This window comes from Pseudomonas sp. AC355 (genome assembly GCF_979258205.1).
This window is the reverse complement of sequence record NZ_OZ409843.1, coordinates 4,144,537-4,170,725: the sequence shown is the minus strand read 5'-3', so window position 1 is coordinate 4,170,725 and position 26,189 is coordinate 4,144,537. Positions and strand designations below refer to the sequence as shown.

General features: G+C 55.9%; 23 protein-coding genes and 1 pseudogene. 1 reads left to right on the top strand and 23 read right to left on the bottom strand.

Translation table 11 applies throughout. The features are described 5' to 3' along the window. Positions 1 to 109 precede the first annotated feature (109 nt). From ACZ0AI_RS19490 to glnE, 23 genes and pseudogenes are all read right to left on the bottom strand, one after another. On the bottom strand, positions 110 to 1,189 hold the full coding sequence (locus tag ACZ0AI_RS19490) for a glycosyltransferase (protein ID WP_463563287.1): 1,080 nt from the start codon (positions 1,187 to 1,189) through the stop codon (positions 110 to 112). After that, positions 1,176 to 2,264 carry a DegT/DnrJ/EryC1/StrS family aminotransferase gene (locus ACZ0AI_RS19485; RefSeq protein WP_463563286.1) on the bottom strand — a complete coding sequence of 363 codons (1,089 nt, stop codon included), beginning with the start codon at positions 2,262 to 2,264 and terminating at the stop codon, positions 1,176 to 1,178. Before ACZ0AI_RS19485 ends, ACZ0AI_RS19490 begins: the two co-directional genes overlap by 14 nt. A gap of 37 nt (positions 2,265 to 2,301) precedes the next feature. Continuing rightward, complete coding sequence (locus ACZ0AI_RS19480) at positions 2,302 to 2,526, bottom strand: DapH/DapD/GlmU-related protein (protein WP_463570125.1); 225 nt, start codon at positions 2,524 to 2,526, stop codon at positions 2,302 to 2,304. After that, a complete protein-coding gene (locus ACZ0AI_RS19475; RefSeq protein WP_463570069.1) occupies positions 2,486 to 2,734 on the bottom strand; it encodes an LbetaH domain-containing protein in 249 nt (82 codons plus the stop codon). Before ACZ0AI_RS19475 ends, ACZ0AI_RS19480 begins: the two co-directional genes overlap by 41 nt. Further along, positions 2,731 to 3,129 (bottom strand): sugar 3,4-ketoisomerase, encoded by a 399-nt coding sequence (locus tag ACZ0AI_RS19470; protein WP_463563284.1) that lies wholly within the window; start codon positions 3,127 to 3,129, stop codon positions 2,731 to 2,733. The genes ACZ0AI_RS19475 and ACZ0AI_RS19470 overlap by 4 nt, the downstream gene beginning before the upstream one ends. A gap of 88 nt (positions 3,130 to 3,217) precedes the next feature. After that, positions 3,218 to 4,033 (bottom strand): glycosyltransferase family 2 protein, encoded by an 816-nt coding sequence (locus tag ACZ0AI_RS19465; RefSeq protein WP_463563283.1) that lies wholly within the window; start codon positions 4,031 to 4,033, stop codon positions 3,218 to 3,220. Continuing rightward, positions 4,026 to 4,940 carry a glycosyltransferase family 2 protein gene (locus ACZ0AI_RS19460; RefSeq protein WP_463563282.1) on the bottom strand — a complete coding sequence of 305 codons (915 nt, stop codon included), beginning with the start codon at positions 4,938 to 4,940 and terminating at the stop codon, positions 4,026 to 4,028. The genes ACZ0AI_RS19465 and ACZ0AI_RS19460 overlap by 8 nt, the downstream gene beginning before the upstream one ends. Beyond that, positions 4,937 to 5,803: a DUF6625 family protein gene (locus tag ACZ0AI_RS19455; protein WP_463563281.1), complete on the bottom strand. Its 867-nt coding sequence runs from the start codon at positions 5,801 to 5,803 to the stop codon at positions 4,937 to 4,939. The genes ACZ0AI_RS19460 and ACZ0AI_RS19455 overlap by 4 nt, the downstream gene beginning before the upstream one ends. Beyond that, entirely contained in the window at positions 5,800 to 6,756 is a 957-nt protein-coding gene (locus ACZ0AI_RS19450) for a glycosyltransferase family protein (protein WP_463563280.1), read from the bottom strand. Before ACZ0AI_RS19450 ends, ACZ0AI_RS19455 begins: the two co-directional genes overlap by 4 nt. Beyond that, a complete protein-coding gene (locus ACZ0AI_RS19445) occupies positions 6,753 to 7,577 on the bottom strand; it encodes a hypothetical protein (RefSeq protein WP_463563279.1) in 825 nt (274 codons plus the stop codon). The genes ACZ0AI_RS19450 and ACZ0AI_RS19445 overlap by 4 nt, the downstream gene beginning before the upstream one ends. 137 nt (positions 7,578 to 7,714) lie before the next feature. After that, the gene (locus ACZ0AI_RS19440; protein ID WP_463563278.1) at positions 7,715 to 8,380 is read right to left on the bottom strand and encodes a hypothetical protein; all 666 of its coding nucleotides are present in this window, start codon (positions 8,378 to 8,380) and stop codon (positions 7,715 to 7,717) included. 39 nt (positions 8,381 to 8,419) lie between these two features. Next, positions 8,420 to 9,280 carry an AarF/UbiB family protein gene (locus tag ACZ0AI_RS19435; RefSeq protein ID WP_463563277.1) on the bottom strand — a complete coding sequence of 287 codons (861 nt, stop codon included), beginning with the start codon at positions 9,278 to 9,280 and terminating at the stop codon, positions 8,420 to 8,422. A gap of 14 nt (positions 9,281 to 9,294) precedes the next feature. Next, on the bottom strand, positions 9,295 to 10,398 hold the full coding sequence (locus ACZ0AI_RS19430) for a glycosyltransferase (protein WP_463563276.1): 1,104 nt from the start codon (positions 10,396 to 10,398) through the stop codon (positions 9,295 to 9,297). Positions 10,399 to 10,473: 75 nt separating this feature from the next. Next, a complete protein-coding gene (locus ACZ0AI_RS19425; RefSeq protein ID WP_463563275.1) occupies positions 10,474 to 11,526 on the bottom strand; it encodes a glycosyltransferase family 9 protein in 1,053 nt (350 codons plus the stop codon). 8 nt (positions 11,527 to 11,534) lie between these two features. Next, positions 11,535 to 13,265, bottom strand: coding sequence for a carbamoyltransferase family protein (locus ACZ0AI_RS19420; protein ID WP_463563274.1), 1,731 nt, complete (start codon positions 13,263 to 13,265; stop codon positions 11,535 to 11,537). 78 nt (positions 13,266 to 13,343) lie between these two features. After that, a complete protein-coding gene (locus tag ACZ0AI_RS19415; RefSeq protein ID WP_463563273.1) occupies positions 13,344 to 14,774 on the bottom strand; it encodes a lipopolysaccharide kinase InaA family protein in 1,431 nt (476 codons plus the stop codon). Further along, a complete protein-coding gene (locus ACZ0AI_RS19410; protein WP_463563272.1) occupies positions 14,771 to 15,520 on the bottom strand; it encodes a lipopolysaccharide kinase InaA family protein in 750 nt (249 codons plus the stop codon). Before ACZ0AI_RS19410 ends, ACZ0AI_RS19415 begins: the two co-directional genes overlap by 4 nt. Continuing rightward, complete coding sequence (locus ACZ0AI_RS19405) at positions 15,517 to 16,254, bottom strand: lipopolysaccharide kinase InaA family protein (protein WP_463563271.1); 738 nt, start codon at positions 16,252 to 16,254, stop codon at positions 15,517 to 15,519. The genes ACZ0AI_RS19410 and ACZ0AI_RS19405 overlap by 4 nt, the downstream gene beginning before the upstream one ends. Continuing rightward, positions 16,247 to 17,080 carry a lipopolysaccharide core heptose(I) kinase RfaP gene (gene rfaP / locus ACZ0AI_RS19400; protein WP_463563270.1) on the bottom strand — a complete coding sequence of 278 codons (834 nt, stop codon included), beginning with the start codon at positions 17,078 to 17,080 and terminating at the stop codon, positions 16,247 to 16,249. The genes ACZ0AI_RS19405 and rfaP overlap by 8 nt, the downstream gene beginning before the upstream one ends. Before the next feature lie 16 nt (positions 17,081 to 17,096). After that, complete coding sequence (locus ACZ0AI_RS19395; RefSeq protein ID WP_463565975.1) at positions 17,097 to 18,218, bottom strand: glycosyltransferase family 4 protein; 1,122 nt, start codon at positions 18,216 to 18,218, stop codon at positions 17,097 to 17,099. A 20-nt stretch (positions 18,219 to 18,238) separates the two neighbouring features. Next, positions 18,239 to 19,240, bottom strand: coding sequence for a lipopolysaccharide heptosyltransferase I (waaC, locus tag ACZ0AI_RS19390; RefSeq protein ID WP_463563269.1), 1,002 nt, complete (start codon positions 19,238 to 19,240; stop codon positions 18,239 to 18,241). Between the two features lie 6 nt (positions 19,241 to 19,246). Further along, positions 19,247 to 20,278, bottom strand: a complete 1,032-nt coding sequence (waaF, locus tag ACZ0AI_RS19385) for a lipopolysaccharide heptosyltransferase II (RefSeq protein WP_225836136.1) — start codon at positions 20,276 to 20,278, stop codon at positions 19,247 to 19,249. A 49-nt stretch (positions 20,279 to 20,327) separates the two neighbouring features. Continuing rightward, positions 20,328 to 23,270 (bottom strand): annotated as a pseudogene (glnE, locus tag ACZ0AI_RS19380) (bifunctional [glutamate--ammonia ligase]-adenylyl-L-tyrosine phosphorylase/[glutamate--ammonia-ligase] adenylyltransferase). Positions 23,271 to 23,540: 270 nt separating this feature from the next. On the opposite strand from glnE, the gene aceE reads away from it, so the two are divergent. Further along, positions 23,541 to 26,189: a pyruvate dehydrogenase (acetyl-transferring), homodimeric type gene (gene aceE, locus ACZ0AI_RS19375; protein WP_463563268.1), complete on the top strand. Its 2,649-nt coding sequence runs from the start codon at positions 23,541 to 23,543 to the stop codon at positions 26,187 to 26,189.

Sequence of the window (26,189 nt, the reverse complement as noted above, 5' to 3'; positions counted from 1 at the left end):
CCTAAGGCACCATATGACCTAAACCTCGCCAACTCAGAACTCAATTGAGCAAATATAAAATAGACTAGTAAATCAGCCCCAAAAATTCAACCGTACGATACCGCGGAGCTCACTTATAATCCGTGTGATGAATTGAGTCTTCTCGCCGGTTTGAAGCTGGCTTTTTTCTCACTTTTGAATATTCAAAACCAAAGATTCCTAAGAAGGTAACTTTCCTTTTACCCTCACCAAGCTTGACTCGACTATAGACCATGCGCTGAAACTGCCTAAAAAAACCAACTTCCCCGGCTAGAGACTTTCGAAGGCACAGTCGTATTCTATCTTCAGATAAAAGAGCTGCTGCACGCCCATTCATTGAAAACAACTCGACACAATCATCGAATCGGTTATCAGAGACATAGGCGCAAGCCCAATCAACCAAGAGCTTTGGATTTCTGCGCTCCGCCCAATACCGACCAAGATACTCAGTTACAATTCTCACCTGCCTTGGGAAGTTCCTATGCACGTTACTTCCGTGCAGCCTGTAAAAAAAGGAATTATCCCTAAGAATCTCGAATCGGTAACTGGGATTATCTTGCAGATATCGCAAAATCTTTGTCCTCAAAACGATATCATCACCGGTCATGTCTTCATCGAAAGCACCGACGGCATCAATAACTTCCCTGCGAAAAACTGCGCTCTGGATGTAGAAAGACCCGAGCTCCGAATACTCCAGCTCCAACAGGTCATCAACACTCGCCACTTGCTGACTATACAGCGGCAGCTGAGCTGCCTTGGTTGTTACGTATCCATCATTATCAATGCTGACGGTTTTCGATGAGGCAATGAAGGCTAGATCGGGATCAGCATTCATCATCTCGATCTGCTTTAGCATAATCGAGGGGTTATAAACATCATCCAGCGATATAAATGCCACCAAGCCTCCAACCGACCGCTTGTATGCATTATTAAAATTTAAACCAATATTACCAGTATTACTCTGCGCAACAACGGTCATTCTAAATGGAACAGTGCTGGAGAGTTCCTCTAACAAGGCAACACTATTATCACTAGACCCATCATCAACAACCACAACCTCTACTCTATCATAGCCGATATCACGTATTGACCCGATAGCATCCGAAAGATAACGCGCATGGCAATAGCCCAAACAGCATATAGACAGCAATCGCCCCTCAACGCCACTCATTCACGACCTCCACGACACGCATAACTTCATCATCGCCCATGACAGGGCTAATAGGCAACGAAACTACTTCTCGATGGATTTTCTCTGTTACTGGTAGCGACATATCATTCCATTCTTCATACGCACGTTGCTTATGAGGAGGAGTAGGATAATGAATATTGGTCTGAACCCCATTTAGTTCTAAGTAAGATTTGAACTCATTCCGCCGTTCAGTACGAACGACAAAAACGTGCCACACATGCGCAGCTTCTTCATAAGCCGCGGGCAATATAATAGAACCATTACTTATATTATCACGATAATACCTTGAAACTTCCCTACGCCTAACGTTATCCCTATCTAAATACTTTAGTTTGACATCCAAGACTCCCGCCTGAAGTTCATCCAGCCTAGAGTTAACTCCTTTATAAATATGATTGTACTTATAGTCAGAGCCATAATTCGCCATTGCCTTAACTCGCTGAAAAAGAGCGTGATCATCGGTGGTAATTCCGCCCGCGTCCCCCATGGCCCCCAAGTTTTTACCTGGGTAGAACGAGAAGCCAGCGGCATCACCCAATGCGCCTACACGGCGGTTCTTATAGAAGGCTCCATGAGCCTGGGCTGCATCCTCAATGACTTTCAAGCCGTACTTTTCAGCGAGCGCCCAGATTCGATCCATCTGAACAGCCTGACCATACAAGTGCACTACCATTATTGCCTTGGTATTTGAGGTGATTTTCTCCTCAATCAATTCAAGGTCAATATTATAAGTATTAATATCCGGCTCGACTAGAACCGGAATGCAGCCGCATTGCGAAACAGCAAGAATAGAGGCGATATAGGTATTAGCTGGAACAATAATTTCGTCACCCGTGCCAAAACCATACGCAGTTAAAATAAGGCTCAGTGCATCCAGGCCATTAGCCACACCTAGCGCATGTGAGCTACCACAGAAATTTGAAAAACTATCCGAAAATAACTCGTTCTGTTTGCCTTGGAGATACCAGCCGCTACTGAGCACCTGACTAATCCGCTCATTAATCTCGGCTGAATACTGCTCGTTGAGCCTGTGCAAATCTAGAAACTTAATCATACGCAGCCTTTAATTATCCTGATACCGACCAGAACGCCTAGTGTTTTCCTTTAACGACTTGACCGGGCTCAACATTTTTCGTAACGATGGCACCCGCTCCTATCAGAGCATTCTCTCCTATGGAAACGCCTGGTAGAATAGTCGCATTAGCGCCTATAGAAGCCCCTCGCCCAACGAGCACACCGTCCAACTGCCAATCTTTATTTTGCGAACGCGGGTACTTATCGTTGCAAAACGTAACATTTGGAACCAACAAAAACATCATCTTCTATTTTAACACCAGTCCAAACCTGAACGCCGCACTTAATAGTTACATTATTGCCAATCTGCGCACCACCCTCAATAAAGCAATGCGAACATATATTGCAGTTCTCACCAACAACGGCACCTTCCAGAACCACACAAAACTGCCAAATCTTTGTGCCCACGCCTATATGATTAGATTGAACATCAGAAAGTGGATGAATCATGGTGCAACCTCACTCAAGAATTCTTCGTAATTTCTAATATAGTCACTTTCATCATACACACTCGAAGCCAAGACCATCACAACACAGTCATGGGAGAATCCAGAAAACTCACGCCACAAACTACCTTTCAAGTATAGGCCTTGACTAGGACTCTGAAGCCTTACCGTCTTACGCTCCCGCCCATCATCAAGAGTGAACTCACAACTACCGACAGGACAAAATATTAATTGCTGCAAATTACGATGCGCGTGCCTGCCCCTGACCGCATTTGAAGTAGTACCATAAATATAATAGACACGCTTCACGTCGAAAGGGATATTCACCTTGCCCTCTATTGCTACTAAAGAGCCTGTTTCATCTCCCATAACTCGAAAATCTATCAGCTCATAGTCCATGAAAACCTCTATACAAACCGAGTAGCAAAATTGCGATAGCAACGCACTCCAGCACAGCACTCCAATGCAAACTAAGAAAGCCGAACCATTAACTTCTTATTTTCTTTATCCCCAGCAAGTATAACGGGACTTTCATATATAACTTCACGTACTTTCGAAAAAAATAGTAGTCACTTTTCCCTGACCATTTTCTTTCAAAAACATACTGCGACCTTTTTGTCATCAGCCATTGGCGCAGGGTGCTGTGGGTCTTGAGGGTTCGACTGTCCAGATGATCAACCACTGAACTAGTCACCAGACCGTGGAGAAGCCCTTTTTCTTTAAGCGTTCGAGCGTAATCGTTGTCCGCGTACCAAAAATAGAAGCGCTCATCTAGCATGCCAGTGATATCGAGCATTTCTCGCCTGAACACCAGGCACCAGCCGGATATTTCCCTCAGTACGTCGTAACCATGATGGATTCCACTGTCCAGATCGAATCCATTGCGTGGATGGTGCAACGAGCAAATTGGGCTGGCGCTGTACAATCTTTCATCAGCAGAAAAGGCCTTAAGCAGGCTAGTAGCCCATCCGGGATGAAAGCTCAGGTCGTTATTGCAAATCGCGACAAACGGGCTATCCCCTTTGGAGATACCGTGATTCATGTAGCGGTGATAATTAAACGGTGGCGGCAGATAGACCGTCTCCACAGACTCGAAATCATATACGGGCGCGATATGGTTGGACTCAACCACGATCACGCGAAAAACAATCGAAACAGGATCTTCAGACGCAAGCAAAGTACTAAGACAATGCTCGGTCATAGAGCGAAGCTCTTCATTCTTGGCGAAGCTCAATATCACGACATCAATGGAAACAGGAGCACCATTAAGGCTGACTTGCGGATGAAGCGACGACTCAAGCATGTGGTTTCCCTGCGGTATGACTCTTTTTCAATAGAAGATGCCTGACCCGCTTCAGGAGTTGGCGATCCCAGTCGCGAAGAGGCACTTGCCGAAGTAGGCTCCACGCATACTTTTTGTCATCCGTAACCGCCATACGCAGAGCTTTGGTTATCAACCGGGCTTTGCCTGATGCGTATGCAGAATGTTCCCTGTAAGCTTGGATAACCTGCAGGCCGTAGTCGTATTCAGATTTGTAATTCTTCGACAGGCTGTCTGGGTGCTTGCGATATAGAGTAACGACATCGGGAAGAATATCCACATAGTAGCCAGCATGGGCGATTTTCAGCGTCATCTGGAAGTCCTGAATCTTGATCGCGGGGTCATAGCCACCCACGGCCAGCATCACGTCACGCCGGTACACTGCGATGTTGCCGCCGACAACCAAAGCCAAAGCCAAAGTCTGATAGAAATCATAACGCCGCACCCTGCGCTTCTTGTCTTTCTTCGGAAGCAGTTCACCCAGTTCATCTATACGGATCGCCACGCCACCAAGACAACCTACCTCCGGGTGTTCGTGCAGATAAGCAGCCTGTAGAGCTAGGCGACCAGCGGGCATCACATCGTCGGCGTCGAAGGTCGCTACGTAAGCACCCTGAGCCAATGCCAGGCCGGTGTTCAATGCTGCGCTGACGCCCTGATTCTCCTGCCTAACGAATTCGACACGCTGCACCTGACTGGCTGGCTGGAGGACCTGCAGGCTGCGCTCGATGACTTGCACGCTGTCATCACTGGAACCGTCATCGACGACGATCAGTTCGAAGTTAGCGTAGTCCTGCTCCAGCACACTGCGCAAAGCATCGCCAATATAGGAGGCATAGTTGTAGCAGGGGACGATGACTGAGACGAGTGGCATCTCGGCTGCTTTCATTCGAGACCTCGCCAGCCACGGGGGCCTACCTGCCAGGATTTTTCAAGGTGTAATCCCGGTGGGCCGATCAACACATCAGCCGGTAAATCCTTCCACTGTTTGTTCTTCCACATCATGAAGTGCAGATAGGGCAACTCTTCGTCCCCCTGCTCGCTATTACTCAACCGACCATCGTTCAGGAACCAGCTATCAGCCACAACGCGGCGTCCATCCGCATGAAGGGTATACGTGCTGTGCGACTCGACAAACTCGCTGCGCTGGCTCCAATCGTTAAAGCGTGCAGCAAATGCACGCAGCGGTTCCGGCCAATTCTTGTGTCGAACGAAAATACGACTGAAGGCCCCTTCGTCGAGCGCTTGGTGAGCTTGATCCTCGTAACGACGCTGCCAGTTGGGAATCTGCCGAAAAGCATCCCGCATGAGAGCGGTATTGCGCAGCACACATAAATGCCCAGAAATTCTTCGACTATGTGTCGAAAATAGATCCTTACTTTGTAGTCGGTCGGATGTGAAGTAACGGCGTAGATCGCCATAAATCACGTCTATATCACCGAAGGCCCAAAAATCGTACCCCTCCAAATCTTCGGCATGAACGGCACCAATCGCAGGCTTGATATCACACAGTTTGTAAGGGCTATCAGGCTTAAAACTAATGCTCAAACGCCCCGAAACCAGCTCACAGTAATCAGAAAATGTCATGCTGATGAAGCGGACATTAGGAGGGGGATCTTCAGGGATAGCGCAATCCGTATACAACAACCAGTCAATACTCGGGTTACGGCGGCAGCTCTCGAGAAAAAAATCGAACCAGAAAGGCCATCGACCAAAATAGGGGATCACAAAACGAATGCTGGGCACCTTCAAACTCCAAGAAAACCTCTGATTTTCCCCCAGCGCCGCTCGTATTGAGCCTTGCGCAGTGGGGCCTGCATCGCCAGAACGATCTGCCTGCCTAAATCGAAAAAGCGAAACCGACGCTCAGCCAAGTCGCATCCCTGTTCAGCAATACGACTTGCCAGAACCGAGTCAGTTCGCAAACGTTTTAGCTTTTCTCGAAACTCCTCTACCGACCGATACAGCACAACATTCTGCATATCAACGAAGCCTAAAGCCTGATTCTCTTGGGCACCTTGATCATAGGTAAACAAGATACAGCCACAGGCCATCGCTTCAAAATTCTTGATCATATATTCACCCATCCCGACATCAGCACTGGCAAAAAAGCGTATTCGATTCAGGGTCTGTACGTATTCACTACCAGAGCTCGTGCGCATGACCTGAAGAGGTTCAAGACGCGACAGGGCCCCGAGCATCTCCTTACGGCCATGATAAGCACCACTTTTGGTGCTGCCCACGAATGCCAATTCGATATCACGTTCACCCTGTGCATTGGTCAATAAACTGTGGTCGTAGCCTTTAGGGACAAATACAGCATCCACGCCTTCGCTCTGCAGGCGACTGGCCACTCCAAACCCAGAGCTTAAGACCCGAGCCCATGGTAGATGCCGATAGTGCTTCGAAAAAACACCCTTATACTTTCCTGGGATATAGTTCTGATAAGCATCATGCTCCAGGAAAACCACGTTAGGAATTGTTCTTATAAAAGAGACCTGGCGTATTTCTTTCTTGAACCTCAGAAAAAAAACAATTCGATCATATCTATGCACATCAACATGACGCGCAAAGTACTTCTTGAGGCTGTCCTGCTCGTCACTTGACAGTCTACGGATATCACACTCGCAGTGAGCAGCAATACCTTCATATAGCCGATCGAGTATTATTCTTTGTTCCGCCTGAACCAACAAAAGAACCTTCATGGCCTCCACCATTCTTTCGCTTCGACAACAATCTTATCTGATCTACTTCGTATGGAGGCTATCATATGAGCATAACGATTTTCTCGGCGCCCCATTGAGCGCGTCGATGAAAAAGTCTCGTCGACTATTTCCCCGCCGATTCTGACCCGAGCAGCACGTACGTCTAACGTATGTAAAAGAGCCCCAGAGTCTGCCATGACAAATCGCAGCAGGCGCTCTGCATGAAGAGCACGCCCTGAGCGCTGGCAATACTCAAGCGCTCGCTCGATACGCTTCCCATATGGTAAATAGGCTTGTCGACCACATATCGCGAAGCGATCATTCAGCCCATTCCACCACTGCCAATTTGGAATATAAACAGCTTTCGATTTATTGGCAGCTGCGCGAATGGCAAAAACAGGGATTGGATCTAAATAGAGCAAATCCGGCCTTAAAAAAATCACGACATCAGGCCCATAGGCCTCAACTCGCGAGGTGACTCTATATAATGAATTTAGCTGATGAATCAGATTGGAAAAAGATCTGTACTCATCTTTCCATACGTCTCCTCGAGCTTTTAACTCATCGGTACCCCAGCGAGCGAGGCAGATGCCCGGCAACTCTAGTTCGCCATCCATCCAGGAAAACGGCTCATAATTCTCTTTAGACAGCACGCCGTGCTCACCCGAACGAGGGTTGATTACGTCCTGCTGGTCATAAAAATGATAAAAGGATTCGACACTAAAATCAGCTGGCAACTGAGCATATATATGCTGCTCAATAGAGGGATAACACATCGCCGTATTTCTAGGAATCCCAAAATAAACAATCGCAACTTTCACTCTGCCGCCTCGATTACAAAAACGCAAGACATAAAACTCGGGTAAAATCGGAACAACCACTTCCCTTATAACTCATGATGCAGTTTAACTGCCCTCGAGACATGAGATTTAAGCGCACACGGCGCTTAAAAGGGACATCAGCTCCAGCTTTTCGGAGTCAGTAGCATTATTAGATTTTTCCACCATTCAACATGCTGCCTGTTTTTGTTTCTTTGCCAGAAACCTTCATCCTTAACGAATCCAGGATCACGACCACAGTCCAGATCACTTTTGCAGATTGATTCGGGCTGCTGTTGGCATAGCATTGGATAAGCGGCCCGCCCCGGAAAGCGACGCTTAAGAAAAGTATCAATACCCTGATTACAGTATTGCTGAGATATCACATGCTGGGCAGCGTCACTGCCAAGTACGTAAGCATGGGTTCCCAATGCCCGACAACCAACAATACCTTTTCGCCATATTGGCCATAGCTTTCCCAGTATCAACCCCATATACAAGACAGGAGGATTATGCCGATCCAGATAACAGTTTATGCGATCGACCTGCCCTGACTTTACCTCATAGAACAACACGTCATCTTCCAAAATAAGAGCACGCCGCCAGCCACGATCAAGCAGCATTTGAGCGCAACGTTGATGCGACTGAAAGCAACCCCGCTGTGGATCCAAAGGGTCGCGTTCGGCTAGCACGAACTCTACGGTTAGAGACAAACGAGAAAATTGTTCCAGCAACCTTTCACGCCGATCCTCTCGCTCAACAAGACTGATACATAAAACACCATCGAGCGCGAACCAATCACTCACATTAAAACCCCTAAACCTGGAAAAGCGGACGGAGCGAACCTATCTCGCACGATACATCTTCAGGCAACTGGAGATAAAATCTTCGCGCACTTTTCTTTTATAGAAATATTGATAGCATAATTTCCGCGACACCTTCTCCGACTTGAATCTGGCATATACCGCAAAAAATCTTTCTGCTGACAACGCATCATGCTTTGTAACTAAACCAGACACCGCGGCATCGTAAACATCCTCCTGCATATATTTTTCAAACCAAAAACGATAAAATCGCCCTATACAGAATGCTAGACAGAAGAGTCTATCAGTGACATCGAAAGAGCACCCTTCAAAGTCAATAAACTTTAGATCACCGTCTGCTGTGACAATAATATTATTTGGATGCGAATCTAGGTGAACAAATCCCTGATCAAGCATCCGAGAAAACAACTCAAAGACGCGCAGTAATATATCACCAGCGATAGACCTATCTCGCTGTAAAAGAGCATCGAGCGTACAACTCCCTGAAAAATACTCGACCACCAGCAGCTCTTCAAATAAAAAGCCAAACGTTCGCCTGTGGGCATAACCATATACAGCGGGAGTTAAATCACTGCTTGTTAGCTTAGCAAGATTTGAAAACTCATCAGCCAAGCAATTCTTTCCCGACCGTTTTACTCTTAATCCATTGCGAAACCTAACACTCCAACGCCCAAATTTTCTGTACTTGAATACAGCATCTTCGTTTTTTAGTAGGTAAACCGCACGCTCCGCGTCGGCAATTCCAAACGCCGGAAAATCAGCAACATACTCAACCAAGAATTCTTTAACACGCTTGTGAGTAGCTTCCTTGCCCGGCGCAATAAAAAACTCAAAATGCCCTACTTTAGTTTTTTTGAATTTCGCACATTCTGAAGCCGCCATATAAATCCCAACACTCAACCATGCATATTTTTCAGAAATAACTCACCAAACCGGTTCCGGGCGGCAGCATCATCAAAGCGCGTAAGTGCCTCAGCATATTTAAGTCCCGCTATACCCTCCTGCGCGGCAAGCTCAACCAGTATCAAAGCAAGCTTCCTGTGATCTCCAAATGGAAATAGATCACCTACGCCGCTAACCACCTCACGCCCACCACCACAATCACTGCATACAACCGGAACCCCTGCCGCCATAGCCTCCAGTAATACCATGCCAAATGGTTCGTGGTCAGAACTCAAAGCGAATATGTCGAACGCCTTAAAATAGCGTCGCCCTTGTGGTACTTGGCCAAGAAACTTAATAGAAGCACTCACACCTAGCTCGGCTGCGAGTGCCTTCAGATCCGCCTCTAACTTGCCACACCCCATGATTGCCAACTGACTTTTACTAGGAAGCCTTGGTAAAGCTCTGGCAAAGCCGCGAATGAGAGTGGCTTGATCCTTGTCTGGATGTAGCCTGCCGACGTTACCGACCACCCAGGCATCCTGCGGTAATCCGAGAAACTCACGAGATTCCTCGCGGCTGACTTGCAAAGCCTGTACTGCCTCAGTATCTATACGGTTATAGAGCGTCTCTATACGCGTCCCAGGCCAGGCGGGCAGGCATGATCTGATGTCGTCACGCACAGCATTGGAAACACCGAGCAGCGTCAGTCGTTTGCGAAAGGCATTGGCGAAGAACCTTCGAAAGCGACGCTGATAAACACCGAAGGCGTGGTTTATGCCAATTACTGGTAACCGGGTGGCCAAACAAGCGACATAAGTAGGCTTAAAACGATGAGCGATGCAGAGTTTGAAATTATGTGAACCAACTAGGCGGCGAATATCTCGGATGACGCCTAACTTGAGACCGCGCATATCGCGTGAGCCATAACCGAGAAATACCACTTCATCGGAGGCGGAACCCGCCTCGACATCGGTATTAGCTATCCCCGACAAGTAGACAGTCATTACCTTATAGCGAGTGCCTGTAAACAGGCTGGCGTACTGGCGAGCGCAATCCAAAAAAGGCCCATCGTAGCCATGGCAGATTTGTAGAACCCAAGGCTCAGAACTGCTCATTCAAGACCGCCTCTAGCTGGCATGTTCAGCATTGCGAACATGCCAAGCGAATACATATTGAAATGACTCGTGCACTCACTGGGTAGCTCCGGCTTGGGAGACCAGAACCTGGAAGGCCCGCTCCACACGACGCACACTTAAAAAAAACGACCAGAACCGCCTGGCCGCACCAATTGAAAGGCTTGGGCGGACAACGATATTATTTCCCCAGCCTGGGCGCCAACAAAAGCCATCTCGCCTTTTACGGTAAATGGTCAATACCGGCACACCTAAAGCGGATGCCAGGTGGCCAATACCTGAGTCATTACCTATCACGTATCCGGACTCGCAAAGGTATGCGGCCAGCTCCTTTGCATCAGCCAAGAAGGGTACTGGAAACTCCTCTTCAAAAAGAGGTGCCCACTCTGCCCGTTCTTTTGGAGACAGAACAAACTCAGGCTCATAGCCCAGTAATTTCAGCCTACGCGCCAAGCTCAGGTACTTCTTATAAGACCAGTTCTTCTTTTTGTTGTACGAAGACGCATGCAATACGACGCGTGTGGAGTAACGTTGCGTTTGCAGTTGACCTGGAATGCAAAATCCGATGTCCGCTGACGCATCCGGCAACTCCAGTTTGGTCTTGCAGAACGCTACTGCTTGCTCAACCATCGTCGCACTATCATCGTCCAAGACGCGCAAACGCCCAGCGCAAGACGCCAGTTTTTGCAAAACTACCGCTTTCTCCAAGCCGTGCGTCGACGCAATTCTCTCAAAATGATCGACAACATAGTCAGGGGCAACACGCAAAGCGCCGACAAAGACAAAGCGTTCGGCCAGCCACTCAGCAGGCTGCGACGTAATGGCTATCACCCCTCCGCAGTCAGAAATCACTACATCATAGGATTCATGTAGTGACTGCACGGCACTGGAGTCGGGGAAGGAAATGATCTCCAGCCCAGGCAGCCACTGCGCAAGATGAGCTAGGTGATTACTGACCATAGTCACCCTGAAACCAGCGCGCGCCAAATTACTGGCAATGAGCACATAAATCAGGCTATCGCCCAACCCCAACGACGGCACTACAGCAACACAGCAGTCCGAGCGTTCGAGGTGAGCTTGCCCAGCTAAAGCCGCATTATCTGCACTCACTGCCGGCCTTATTCCTTCACCACCAGAATATCTTCCATGATCAGGTATTGCAGATCCGAGCCGAAGAACATGTTCAGGGCGTCGGTGGGTGAGCAGATCATCGGTTCGCCACGGCGGTTCAGCGAAGTGTTCAGGGACACGCCGTTACCGGTGAGCTTTTCCAGTTCCAGCATCAGGTCGTACCAGCGCGGGTTGTATTCGCGCTTGAGAACCTGAGCGCGGGAGGTGCCGTCTTCGTGGACGACTTCGCTGACGCGCTCTTTCCATTCATCGTTGACCTCGAAGGTGAAGGTCATGAACGGGCTCGGGTGATCGACCTTGAGCATCTGCTCGGCGACGGTGTCGAGCATCGATGGGCAGAAGGGTCTCCAGCGCTCGCGGAACTTGATCTGTTCGTTGATGCGGTTGGCGACGCCTGGGATGCTTGGGCAGCCGATGATGGAGCGGCCACCAAGGGCACGCGGACCGAACTCCATGCGGCCCTGGAACCAGGCCACGGGATTGCCGTCGACCATGATCTGCGCGATGCGCTGCGGCATGTCGTCGATCTGCTGCCATTTCGGCGCGTTCGGGTGGCGTGCGCAGGCCGCGATGACGTCTTCGTTCGAGTAGGCCGGGCCGAGGTAGACGTGCTCCATCTTCTCGACCGGTACTCCGCGCTTGTGGGAGACGTAAGCAGCGGCACCGACCGAAGTACCGGCGTCGCCGGAGGCTGGCTGTACGAACAGCTCCTTGACCTCGGGACGAGCGATAATCTTCTGGTTGAGCTTGACGTTCAGCGCACAGCCGCCAGCAAAAGCGATCTTGCCGGTTTCGCGGATGATGTCGCCCAGGTAGTAATCCATCATCTCCAGCGCCAGCTTCTCGAACAGCGCTTGCATGCTGGCGGCATAGTGGATGTAGGGATCGTCGGCGATATCGCCTTCACGCTTGGGCCCCAGCCACTCGATCAGCTTGGGCGAGAAGTAGAAGCCCTTGCCCTTTTCCTTGTAGCGACGCAGGCCGATGACGTTGGCGTAGTCGGTGTTGATCACCAGTTCGCCGTTCTCGAACTTGGCCAGGCGGGAGAAATCGTATTTGCTGGCATCGCCATAGGGCGCCATGCCCATGACCTTGAATTCACCGTCGAGCATCTCGAAGCCGAGGAATTCGGTAATCGCGCCATACAGGCCACCAAGGGAATCCGGGTCGTAGAATTCCTTGATCTTGTGGATGCGGCCGTTCTCGCCATAACCGAAGAAGGTGGTGGCGTACTCGCCCTTGCCATCGATACCGAGGATGGCGGTCTTCTCGGTAAAGCCCGAGCAGTGATAGGCGCTGGCGGCATGCGCCAGGTGATGCTCGACCGGCTCGATCTTGATCTTTTTGGCGTCGAAACCGAGTTGTTCCAGGCACCAGACGATTTTCTTGCGGTAGCGCTTGTAGCGACGGTTGCCCATGAGGATCGCGTCGAACGCGCGATCCGGTGCGTACCAGTAGCGCTTGGCGTAGTGCCAGCGCTCTTTACCGAACAGGCTGATCGGGGCGAAGGGAATCGCCACTACGTCGACGTCCGAGGGCTTAATGCCAGCCTGCTCCAGGCAGAACTTGGCCGACTCGTAGGGCATGCGGTTCTTCGCGTGCTTGTCGCGCACAAAGCGCTCTTCTTCGGCAGCCGCGATCAACTTGCCGTCGATGTACAGCGCAGCGGATGGATCATGGCTGAGGGCGCCGGAAAGGCCAAGAATCGTCAATGCCACGGATAAAGCCTCTTAGTGCGCTTGCCGAACGTCGACAGGCGCGATTGTTTGGTTTCGCCAAGCCCGCCTGGGGCGGGCTCAGGTGATAATCGGTAAACGCCGATCCAGCTCCTGATACAAGGCGCTTTCTGCCGACCAGTTGCGCAACAGGCGCGCACGATCCCGGGCATAGGCGGCCTTGAAACTGCTGGTGCTGCCGTGATGCTGCATGGCATCCAGATCAATCAGCGCCCAGCGGCCAGCCTGCCACAGGATGTTGTTGCCCTTGAAGTCACCATGGCTGATGCGCTCACGCAGCAATGCCGCGAACAAGGTCTCAAGCGCCTGCAGATCCGCCTCGGGCGGCAACTCGTCTGCCTGGTAGGGCGCGAAACGAGCAATTATATCCACACCCGGCGTGTGTTCGGTAATCAGATAAGCCTGACGGCGCAGCCACAGAGTACGACGCTCGAGCACGGCCAGCGACTTGGGCGTGGCGATGCCTAGAAAATCCAGGCGATTGCCTTCGCACCAGCTGTGCCAGGCACGACTGGGCCGCCAGAAACGCCTCAGCCAGTGCCCGAAGCTCTTGATGTTGTAGCGTTTGATAACCAACTGTCGGCCAGCTTGCTCGACCCGGGCCACAGTAGACGAGCCGCCCAGTTTGAGCGGCTGCCCAGCGGCAATTGCCGCGTCCGGATCGGCCAGCAATGGCGCCAGCAGTGCATCGTCTTCCCGCCGCACCACCTGCAGGCGCGAGGCGCTGCTGGAGGCCCGAAAGGCCGTGCACTCACGCTCGATCTTGGCCATGTACGCCTGCATGCGCGTCGCTCGCGCCTTGGTCACGGCCTTGAGCAGTGCCTCCAGCGGCAGCGCATGCTCGCCATTGACCAGCAGGTAATGCACCAGCAGCTCTTCGACAAAACTGTCGACGGCCCCGGGAAGCTGCGCGAAGAACAGCCCGAGATTGGCCAACACCTTATCGCGCGACAGCGGTTGCCCGGGAGTTTCAGCGCGGATGCCACCGCCATCGATCAGATAAAGGCGGCCATCCTGGCGCAGCAGATTGTCCAGATGCAGATCATCCTGCCAGAGTCCCTTGCGGTGCAGTTCGGCGATCACCGCCAGGGCTTCGCCCAGCACCTGCTGCTGAGCGTCACTCAACCAGGGCTGATCGGCCACCGCCTGCCAGTCGTCGGCCAAGCTGCGAGCGTTCTCGAGGAACTCGAACAGCAGCCAGCCACCCTCCCCGGAGATTGAGCCATGCTCAATCAGGGGCGGTGTACACAGCCCCTGCTCCGCCAGCAACTGGGCGCCCTGCAGCTCACGGGCGTAATGCCGCTCGGCCTTGCTGCCGACCAGCAACTTGGCCAGCACCGCACGCCCTTGCCACTGCGCTCTGCCCACATAGCGTTGGCCTGGCAGCACACGCAGCAGGCTGTGCAGCTCGAGAGATTGCTCTGCCGGTGCCTCGATCAGCAGCGGCAGTTCGGGGCTACGCCCCACATCGGTCAGAGAGGCCAGTTTCATGCGCGCTGAGCCTTGTCCTTGAAGCGCGCCGTCAGGCGCTGCAGCCAATGATGCACGCTCTGTTCACTGCCCAGGTAGGCGGCCAGGAACGCGACCGTATCTTCTTCACTCCAGGGATTGGCGCGGCGCAACAGCGGTTCAAGATCCTTGATCCGGTCACGCTCGCCGAAAAACAGCGGGCGCGTCTTTTCCAGGTCGATCAGTTGAGCAGAAAAGCCGTCAACACTGGGTTGCAGGAAGATATGCTTGGGGTAGAAGCAGCCATGCAATTGCCCTTTGTCATGTACCTGGCGGGCCAGTGCACCGCAGGCGCTGACGATTGCCAGGCGCTGTTCGGCAGCGAGTGCCGTCCAGCCGGGTAGCCAGCTGTCGAGATCCTGCCAGCCGTCCAACGCCCGGGTCAGCAGAATGGCCCGGCGCTCGCCTGCGACACGCCGCTCGGCATAGAACGACGCACTCATGGCCGGGATGCCCAGGCGGCTGTAGCGGCGGATGCTGCGGAATTCACGCGCTAACGTCGGCTCGCCCAATGGGCGCTCCAGGCTGCGGGTCAGGTAGTTGCTCTGACGTTTCAGGTAGTAGCCATGACCATCCAGGTCGAGCCGGTACACCGAACTCCAGCCGCCACGGGGCGCCTTGTTAGGCTCGTCCACTGCATGCAGCTCGAGCGCCCACAGCGCCTCGAAACTGGCCAGATTGTGGCGTTCGAGCAGCGAGCGATCCTCGCTGTCGATGAAGTCCTTCATTCTCTTCCCTCGAAATAGCGGACGATTTGGCCGATACGATGCTTATCACTGTCGTTCAATCGCTCGCGACGCCGGTACTGCAGGTAAAAACGCAGCCGCTGAGTACGTGACAGGTGATATTTGGCGACCTTATCCAGGCAGGCCAGATCCTTGACGATACGCCTGCGCAGAAACGGCCCCCACCAGAATGCTCCAGTCGGGCAGTCGATGAAATACAGGCGGCGGTGCTCGTCGACCAACAGGTTGCGCCACTTCAGATCATTGTGCGCGAAGTGGTGGTCATGCAGAGTGCGCGTGGCCTTGGCCAACTGGCAGCTGACATCCTCGACCCAGGCACGATCACGTAGGCGCGCATCGTTGCTGTCAGCAAGGCGCCACATATCCATGGTGTCGGCCAACTCCTGAGTGATCAACGCGCCCCGATCAAAGGCGGTGCCCTTGCGCTCAAGGCCGTAGGCGGCAATCGGCGCAGTGGGAACGCCCCAGGCGGCGAAATGCTTGAGGTTCTGCCACTCGGCCTTGACCCGCGGCCTGCCGACGAAGCGGCGAGCGCCTTTGCCCGCGCCGTGGTAACGCTTGACGTAATAGCGCAGCCCGTCGAACTCCACGCGGATCACGTCCGACAGTGGGTCACGGGTAATCGGCTCGCCCTGCAGGGCGAATACGGCATCCAGGCTGGCAAAGGCCCTGGCAGCCTCTGGGGTCGCCAGAGCGGTAACGCGCCACTCACTCATGGCTTGCCCCTGTTTCGTACTTGCGCGCATAGCGCGACAGCAAGCGTTCGGCTTTGCCTTGCAGCCAGGCCAACAGTGCGGCCTCATCCTTCAGAATCTGGCGCAGCGAACGCGCGCTGCCGGCAGCAGCGAAGTAAGCCTTGAGGAAGCGCAAAAAGTCGCGTTGTGTAAGGCCGATATTCAGCGCCGAAAAGTACAGCCCGGCCAGATCCTTGTCGCGCCAGCGCCGCGGTACGGCAGGACGTATCTGGGCGCGGTGCAGGTCGATCACCGACAGGCGGAAATCAGCGGCGTCGAACGGCTTGTCGGTGTGCAGCATGAAATGACAGATGTAGCAGTCGCGGTGGTTCACGCCGGCAGCATGCATGCGCCCGGTCATTTCAGCCACACGGCGAATCAGCGCACGCTTGAATGCTGGCTGTGGCGGCTGGTCACGCCAATTGACCGTCAGTTGCTCCAGATCGACGGTCGGCGCCAGTTCTTCGGTGACGATGAAGGAATGCTGTTGCGCCGGGTTACTGCCGCGCTCGCCGTAAGCCACGGCGGTCATGGTCGGCACACCGGCCTCGGTCAGGCGCTGGATCGCTTTCCATTCCTGACCAGCACCGAGCACCGGCAAACGTGCGGTGGACAGGTTCTTGAGGATTTCGCCCCAACCCACCCCGCGGTGAATCTTCACGAAGTAGCCTTTGCCGTCGACTTCGGTGCGCAGCGTGCGGCGCGCCTCGAGCTCCCGGTAGACCTGGCCTTGCAGGCGCTCGACTTCCTGGAAGGCATCCTTGCCCTGCCACAGCGTGGCGAATGGCTGTTCGAGAAACAGATTCATGGCTGGACACTCCTCATCACGGGCGCGGCGCCAGAATCACATCAGCGGCACGCTGCGGCATGCTGTACAAATCAGCGCTGCCGGCGAATGCCAAGCCGTTGCGTTGCCAGGCTGCACGACCTTCGGCGTCTGCCAGCATCTGGGCGAGTGTGCAGTTCAGCGTGGCCTGCTCAAATGGACTAGGCACCACGCGACCAACATCGGCATCCCTGATGTAGTGGGCGTAGCCACAGACATCGGTCACCAGCACCGGCAAACCCGCTACCAGCGCCTCAAGCAGCACGGTACCGGTATTTTCGTTGTACGCAGGGTGAATCAACAGATCAGCGCCCAGCAAGAAGCGCGGTATGTCGCTGCGTCCCTTGAAGATCTGCACGTGATCGCCGATCCCGAGCGCGGTGATCTGCATCAGGAAGGGCTTGGGGTCGTCCTGACCGATGACGATCAGCCGGGCACGCTTCTTCAACTCAGGCGGCAGCGCAGCCAGCGCCTTGAGGCTGCGATCCAGCCCTTTGGTCTTGAAGCCGGAGCCGATCTGCACCAGCAGCAGATCGTCATCGACCAGTTTGAACTCGCGACGGAACTCAGCGCGTATCTCGGCAGCGTTGGCCGGTGCTCGACGATCCTGGGAAATGCCCGGCGGCAGTAGATGGAAGCGCTCGGCCGGCGTAGCGTAGTGCTTGACGAACAACGGCTGCTGCACCTCCGAGATCATCAGGATCTCGGTTTTCGATTCGGGCGCGAACACCGCACGTTCGTATTCGGCGAAATGCTTGTAACGGCCCCAGCGGCGATACAGCGGGTTGCGCAAGGTCTGCGCCTTGTCTTCGAAACAGCCGTCGGCGGCGTAGTACACATCCAGCCCAGGCATCTTGTTGAAACCCACCACGCGATCAACCGGACGCTGACGCAGATCCGCCTGAACCCAGGCGGTGAGCTTTTCGTTGCGGTGATGATTGAACAGCGCCTTGACCGGCACCACGACCACCTCGAAACCCTCAGGTATTTCGCCTTCCCAGATCGGCGTGTACACGCGGATGCTGTGACCGCGGCTCTGACACTCAAGTGCGATACGCATGAAGTCGCGCTGCAGACCGCCGAAAGGAAAGTATTTGTAGAGGATGAAAGCCAGGCGCATCGGCCCTTCGCTCTGTGGCATCAGTCTATCCCCATGTCCAGCAGCAGCGCGTGCAACTCGGTGAACACCCGCTGCGGCAGCAAATCATCGAAACACGGCTTGTCGCGATCACCCTTGCCAGCATCCGGGCCGCTGGCACACAAGTGAATCTGCGAACGGCCGTAGGCGCCAACGCGGCCGGGCAACGTCGGCCCGTACAGCGATACGCAAGGCACATCCAGCGCGGCAGCCAGGTGGCCGAGACCGGTATCCACGGCAACGCAGGCCTGGGCACCGGCGATCACCTTGGCGACGCCGGCCAGGTTGAGCTTCGGCAGCACCGCAGCACCCTCGATGCCGGCAGCAATACGCTCGGCTCGCGCCTTTTCTACCGCGTTGCCCCAGGGCAGCCGAACCGACCAGCCCTGCTCGCTGACCTGCTCGGCCAGCTCGCGCCAGTAGACTTCCGGCCAGTGCTTGCTCGCCCAAGTGGTGCCGTGCAGGAATACCAGATAAGGGCGCGGTGACGGATCTGCAAGCTGGGCGCGATCCAAACCGTAATCACCCAGACCGGCGGGCACGCTATAACCCAGCGCCTGACCGAACAGCTGGCGGGTGCGCTCCAGGGCATGCTGGGCACGGGGTACGCTGTAGCGGCGATCATAGAAGCGCGTGGCAATCGGCTCGCGGGCGGAATTGCGATCCAGCCCGGCCACTGGCGCCTTGACGTATCGAGTCAGCCAGGCGCTCTTGAGCAGCCCCTGGGCATCGATAACCAGGTCATAACGGGTGTCGCGCAAGCGTTGCTTGAAGCGCGACCACTCACCGCTACGCAGGGTCTGCAGCGGGTGCTTGCGCCAGCGGCGGATGGCCACCGGAATCACCTGGGAAACCGCCGGGTGCCAGGCCGGAATCTCGGCGAAGCCCTCCTCCACTACCCAGTCGAAACGGATACCGGGAATGGCTCGGGCCGCGTCGGTCAGCGCCGGCAGGGTATGGATCACATCGCCCAGCGACGAAGTCTTGATCAACAGCACTCGCATCCGGCGCTAGACCTCGACCGGACGGGCGACGAGCCGATCCAGCGCATCGTTGGCGACGCGCGGTTCGAGCTGTACCAGGCAGTTGTAATGGCCAAAACGGCAGGTACGGTCAAAGCACGGGCTGCACTCGATACCGAGACGAATAATTTCGACCTGTTCGGCCAAAGGTGGAGTGAATGCAGGCGAAGTCGAGCCATAGACCGCCACCAACGGGCGATTGAGCGCTGCCGCCACGTGCATCAGCCCGGAATCGTTGGAGACCACCGAGGCCGCGCAGGACAGCAAGTCGATGGCCTGGGCCAGGCTGGTTTCACCGGACAGGTTGACCACTTCCTCACGCAGCCCCGGGATCAGCCGTGAACGGATATCTTCGCCGACCGGGTGATCTTTCTTCGAGCCGAACAGCCAGACCTGCCAGCCCTCGCGGATCTTGTGCTCGGCGACACGAGCGTAATGCTCGCTCGGCCAGCGCTTGGCCTCACCGAACTCGGCGCCCGGACACAGGGCCAGAACCGGCCGATCCAGAGTCAGGCCGAAGCTCGCCAGCGCCGCGTCACGGGTCGCCGGATCGATGCTCAGCGAAGGCCGTGGATAGGGCTGCGGCAGCTCGGCACCAGGCGCGTAGGCCAGCGCCATGAAACGCTCGATCATCAGCGGGTAACGGGCTTTGTCCAGGGTGCGCACGTCGTTGAGCAGGCCGTAGCGCATCTCGCCCTTCCAGCCGGTGCGCACGGGGATACCGGCGAAGAATGGCACCAGCGCCGATTTCAGCGAGTTGGGCAGCAGAATCGCCTGGTCATAGCGGCCGGCCAGGGATTTGCCGATGCGCCGCCGCGTGGCCAGCTCCAGCACGCCATGGCCGAGAGGAAAGCTCAGTGCTTCACGCACTTCGGGCATGCGCTCGAGAATCGGCCGACTCCACTCCGGCGCCAGCACGTCGATGGCGCAATCGGGATGGCGCACTTTCAGACATTGAAACAATGTCTGCGCCATCACCATGTCGCCTACCCACGAAGGGCCGATGATCAGAATATTCATAAGCTCAGCGGTGCAATGATTGAGGGGGCACGGTGGCGAGTGACGGTCATCAGAGGCCCAGTTCACGCCAGATGCGCATCACGTTGCGTCGGTGCTCGTGGAACTGGTCGCCACCCACTACCCCGGGCTGCTTCTGCAACGCCTGTCGATGGGCTGCAGAGCGATAGGTTTTGTAAGCATCCTGCAGCAGGGTCGCCTCGCCATCGCGGAGCAGACCGAGCCGATCCAGGCCTTCCAGAATGCGAATGTTATCGGTGAATTCGAGCAGTACCGGGTGCTGCTTCGACCACGCCAGAGCCGCGTATTGCACCATAAATTCAATATCGACGATACCTCCGGCGTCCTGCTTGAGGTCGAACACCGACGCTGCGTCGAAGGCATTGTCCGCCGTGCCGGCAGCGGTAGCGCGAGTGCCGAGATTGTCACGCATCTTCGCGCGCATCTCACTGACCTCGGCTTGTAGTCTGGCCTGATCACGCTCACGGGCCAACACGGCCGTACGCACCTCGGCAAAAGCCGCACCTACCCGCGGGCAACCAACCAGCACCCGGGCGCGCACCAGCGCCTGATGCTCCCACGTCCAGGCTTCGCCTTCCTGATAACGCCGGAAAGCCCCCAGTGAGCTGACCAGCAAGCCCGCTGCGCCGGAGGGGCGCAGGCGCATGTCGACCTCGTAGAGCTGGCCGGAGTTGGTCTGCGCAGTCAGCAGGTGAATGATGCGCTGCCCCAGCCGGGCGAAGAACTGCGCGCCGTCGATGGGTTTGGCGCCATCGGTCTCGGCCTGGGAATCGCCATCATGGATGAACACCAGATCCAGGTCGGAACCGTGGCCCAACTCGATACCGCCGACCTTGCCGTAGCCGACGATGATGAAGTCCGGCGCACACAGGCTACCGTCGGGCCGCTGCGGCGTGCCGTGCCGAGTGACCATCTGCCGCCAGGCCAGGGCCAGCACCTGATCGAGAATGGCCTCGGCCAGCCAGGTCAGGTAATCACTGACCTTCATCAGCGGCAACGTCCCGGTAATTTCCGATGCGGCCACGCGCAGGCCGTGGGCCAGCTTGAAATGGCGCAGCGCTTCCATCTGCTGTTCCAGTTAGTCCTCGGGAATGCGCGTCAGCCGCTCCTGCAGCTCGGCCGCCAGTTCCGGAGCCTGGGGCGGACTGAACAGCCGACCTTCGTTGAGCAGTTCGTCAAGCAGCAGCGGAAAGCGGGTGATCTGCTCGGCAATCCACGGGCTCGCCGCACATAACGTAAGCAGGCGCAGCAGCGCGTTGGGGTTTTCCGTGAGCAGCACCAAGTAGGCGGAGCGCCGCGCGACCGCCTCGATCAGCGGTAGCACGCGTTCGAGCACCAGATCCGGCTTTTCCTGCTCCACCGTGGCGGCCAGTAACCGCGGAATGAAAGCATCCAAACGCTCGCGGCCGATGCGCTGCATGGCCCGCACCTGATTGCCGTTGCGCAGGCCTACCAGGCGCTGCCAGGCAGATTGGGCATCGGTGAAGCCAGCTTCGGCCAGTTGCCGGCAGGCGGCCTCCTCATCCTGATCGTCGTTCCACAGCGGCAGCCAGGCGGCGCCGACCATGGGCTCCTCGCCGATGTCCTGATCTTCGTCCGGGTCAGCGATGACCTGCCGGAAGTGCCAGTCGACGCGCCCACGCCAGTACATCAGTTTTTCATGGAAGGCTTCCCAGCCATCGAAACCGAGCATGAACGCCACCCGCGCACGATCCTCATCGTTGTCCGGCAGCATCTGCGTCTGCCGGTCATCGATTGCCTGCAGGGCGTGTTCGGTGTAACGCAGGAAGGCATAACCGGCGAGCAGTTCGTCGACCGCCTGCGACGGCAGATAGCCTTGCCCCTTGAGGGTATCGAGCACCTTGAGCAGCGAGCGCTGCTGCAGGCTCAGATCACGACCGCCGTGAATCAGCTGAAAGGCCTGGGCGATGAACTCCACCTCGCGGATGCCGCCGGAGCCGAGTTTGATGTTCTCGGCCATGCCCTTACGGCGTACTTCCTGCTGAATCAGCTGCTTCATGGTGCGCAGCGCGTCGATGGCGGAGAAGTCCAGGTAACGCCGATAGACGAACGGGCGCAGCATCTCCAGCAACTGCGCGCCTGCCTCCTGATCACCGCCGACCACCCGCGCCTTGATCATCGCGTAGCGCTCCCAGTCGCGACCCTGATCCTGGTAATACTGCTCCAGCGCATTGAAGCTGAAGACCAGCGCGCCGGAAGAGCCATAGGGGCGCAGGCGCATGTCAGTGCGGAACACGAAGCCGTCGACGGTAATGGCGTCGAGTGCCTTGATCAGTTTCTGGCCCAGCCGAATGAAGAACTCCTGGTTATCCAGCGGCCGTTTGACCCCCTGGGTTTCACCGCCTTCCGGATAGCCGAAGATCAGGTCGATATCCGACGACAGGTTCAACTCGAAGGCACCGAGCTTGCCCATGCCGAGGATAACCATGTGCTGCGGCTCGCCAGTGCGGCGCCCGACCGGCGTGCCGAACTGCTCGCAGTGCCTGGGGTAGAGCCATTGATAGGCCAGATCGATGCAGGCATCGGCCAGATCGGAAAGATCGCGACAGGTTTCCACCAGATCCGCCTGACGGCTGACATCCCGCCAGATGATGCGCACCTGCTGACGATTGCGAAAGCGCCGCAGACTGCGCGCCAGGGCGTTTTCGTCAGTGCACTCGCTCAGTTGCTCGGCAAGCTGCCCCCGCAACTCGCCAGCCGCCAGCCGGCGCTCCAGCTCACCGCTATCGGCCAGCTCGAGGAGCATCTGCGGGTCACGCAGCCCCTGCTGTGTGACGAAGTCACTGGCCGCCGCGACACGCTGCAAATGCTCCTTGCGCAGCGGCGGCCAGCCGGCGAAATCGGCGGCAGCCTGGGAAGACAATTGGCTGAAGGCCTGAGTCAGGGACTGTTCGGCGCGCTGGGCCAGCGGCTGGAGGATGGCGGGCAAAGAAACCAGCGCGGGCAAGCTCATGGTCTATCCTTTTCGGCGGGCTACGGAACCTGTTGGGAAACCGACGAAGCCCTTGCGAAGGCTCGCCGCGTCTGGCTCACGCCTGATTTGATTGTAGTTTTGGTACGACTCAATCGTTCGGAAGAGCTGAAATCGCCAGCGAAATGTAGTAAAACTACACAAAGCCGGATCTACCCAACCGGTATATCCAAGAATTAATGTGCCCGCTCAAAAAGCCGGCCACGCATCCTGGCTTCCGATTCTGGAAGCCTTTCCGCTCTGGAGCAAGCCATGCAAGACCTCGATCCAATCGAAACCCAGGAATGGCTGGACGCACTGGAATCCGTCCTCGACAAGGAAGGCGAAGACCGTGCCCACTATCTGATGACGCGTCTGGGTGAGTTGGCCACTCGTAGCGGCACGCAGTTGCCCTATTCGATTACCACCCCCTACCGCAACACCATCCCGGTAACTCGCGAAGCGCGTATGCCGGGTGACCTGTTCATGGAGCGCCGCATCCGCTCGATCGTTCGCTGGAACGCTCTGGCCATGGTCATGCGCGCCAACATGCAGGATCCGGATCTGGGTGGTCACATCTCTACCTTCGCCTCCAGTGCGACCCTCTACGACATCGGCTTCAACTACTTCTTCCAGGCTCCGACCGACGAACACGGCGGCGACCTGATCTACTATCAGGGCCACGCCTCTCCCGGCATCTACGCACGCGCCTTCCTGGAAGGCCGCCTGAGCGAAGAGCAGATGCTAAAGTTCCGTCAGGAAGTGGACGGTGGCGGTCTGTCGTCGTACCCGCACCCGCATCTGATGCCGGACTTCTGGCAGTTCCCGACCGTATCCATGGGCCTGGGCCCGATCACCGCGATCTACCAGGCACGCTTCATGAAGTACCTGGAAAACCGCGGCCTCATCCCGGCCGGCAAGCAGAAAGTCTGGTGCTTCATCGGTGACGGTGAGACCGACGAGCCGGAAACCCTGGGCGCCATCTCCCTGGCCGGCCGCGAGAACCTCGACAACCTGATCTTCGTCATCAACTGCAACCTGCAGCGCCTCGACGGCCCGGTTCGCGGTAACAGCAAGATCATCCAGGAACTCGAAGGCGTGTTCCGCGGCGCCAACTGGAACGTCAACAAGGTCATCTGGGGCCGCATGTGGGATCCGCTGTTCGCTCAGGACGAAGACGGCCGCATGCAGCGCCGTATGGATCAGGCGATCGACGGCGAGTACCAGAACTACAAGGCCAAAGACGGCGCCTACGTGCGCAAGCATTTCTTCGGGCACGACCCAGAGCTGCTCAAACGTGTCGAGAAACTGTCGGACGAGGAAATCTTCAACCTCAACCGCGGTGGCCACGATCCGTACAAGGTCTATGCGGCCTACCACCAGGCGGTCAACCACAAGGGTCAGCCGACCGTCATTCTGGCCAAGACTATCAAGGGTTATGGCACCGGTGCCGGCGAAGCCAAGAACACCGCGCACAACACCAAGAAAGTCGATATCGAGTCGCTGAAGAAATTCCGCGATCGCTTCGATATCCCGCTGAACGATTCGCAGCTGGAAGAACTGCCGTTCTACCGCCCAGCCGAAGACAGCGCGGAAATGAAATACCTGCGCAAGTGCCGCGAGAAGCTTGGTGGCCACCTGCCGCAGCGTAACCGCGGCAACATCAGCATCCCGACGCCGCCGCTGGAAACCCTCAAGGCCGTTCTGGATGGCTCGGGCGACCGCGAAATCTCCACCACCATGGCTTTCGGTCGCATCCTCGCGTCGCTGGTCAAGGACAAGGAGCTGGGTAGCCGCATCGTGCCGATCCTCGCTGACGAGGCCCGTACCTTCGGTATGGAAGGCATGTTCCGCCAGCTGGGTATCTACTCGCCTGTCGGCCAGTTGTACGAGCCGGTCGACCGCGATCAGGTGATGTACTACCGCGAAGAGAAGGACGGCCAGATCCTCCAGGAAGGTCTCAACGAGGCCGGTGCGTTCTCCTCCTTTATCGCTGCTGGTACCGCCTACAGCAACTACAACACGCCGATGCTGCCGGTTTACATCTTCTATTCGATGTTCGGCTTCCAGCGTATTGGCGACCTGGCCTGGGCTGCCGGCGACGGCCAGACCCGCGGCTTCCTGCTGGGCGGCACTTCCGGCCGTACCACGCTGAACGGCGAAGGCCTGCAGCACGAGGACGGCCACAGCCACATCCTCGCCAGCACCATCCCCAACGTGCGCAGCTATGACCCCACCTACGCTTACGAGCTGGCGGTGATCATGCGCGAAGGCACGCACCGGATGATGACCCTGCAGGAAAACGTTTATTACTACATCACCGTGATGAACGAGAACTACCAGCAGCCGGCCATGCCCGAAGGTGTCGAAGAAGGCATCATCAAGGGTATGTACCTGCTCGAAGAGGACAAGAAGGAAGCCGCCCACCACGTGCAACTGCTGGGTTGCGGCACCATCCTCAACGAAGTTCGCGAAGCGGCGAAGATCCTGCGCAACGACTACAACATCGGCGCCGATGTGTGGAGCGTTACCAGCTTCAACGAACTGCGTCGCAATGGCCTGGCCGTGGAGCGCAGCAACCGCCTTCACCCGGAACAGGAACCCAAGAAGAGCTATATCGAGCAGTGCCTGAGCGGTCGTCAGGGCCCGGTCATTGCCAGCACCGACTACATGAAGCTGTTTGCCGAACAGGTTCGTCAGTGGGTTCCGGTCAAGGAATACAAGGTACTGGGTACCGACGGTTACGGCCGCAGCGACAGCCGCCGCAAACTGCGCGACTTCTTCGAAGTGGATCGCCGTTGGGTCGTTCTGGCTGCGCTCGAAGCGCTGGCCGATCGTGGTCAGATCGAACGCAAGGCCGTGGCTGAAGCCATCGTCAAGTTCGGTATCGACCCCGAAAAACGCAACCCACTGGACTGCTGA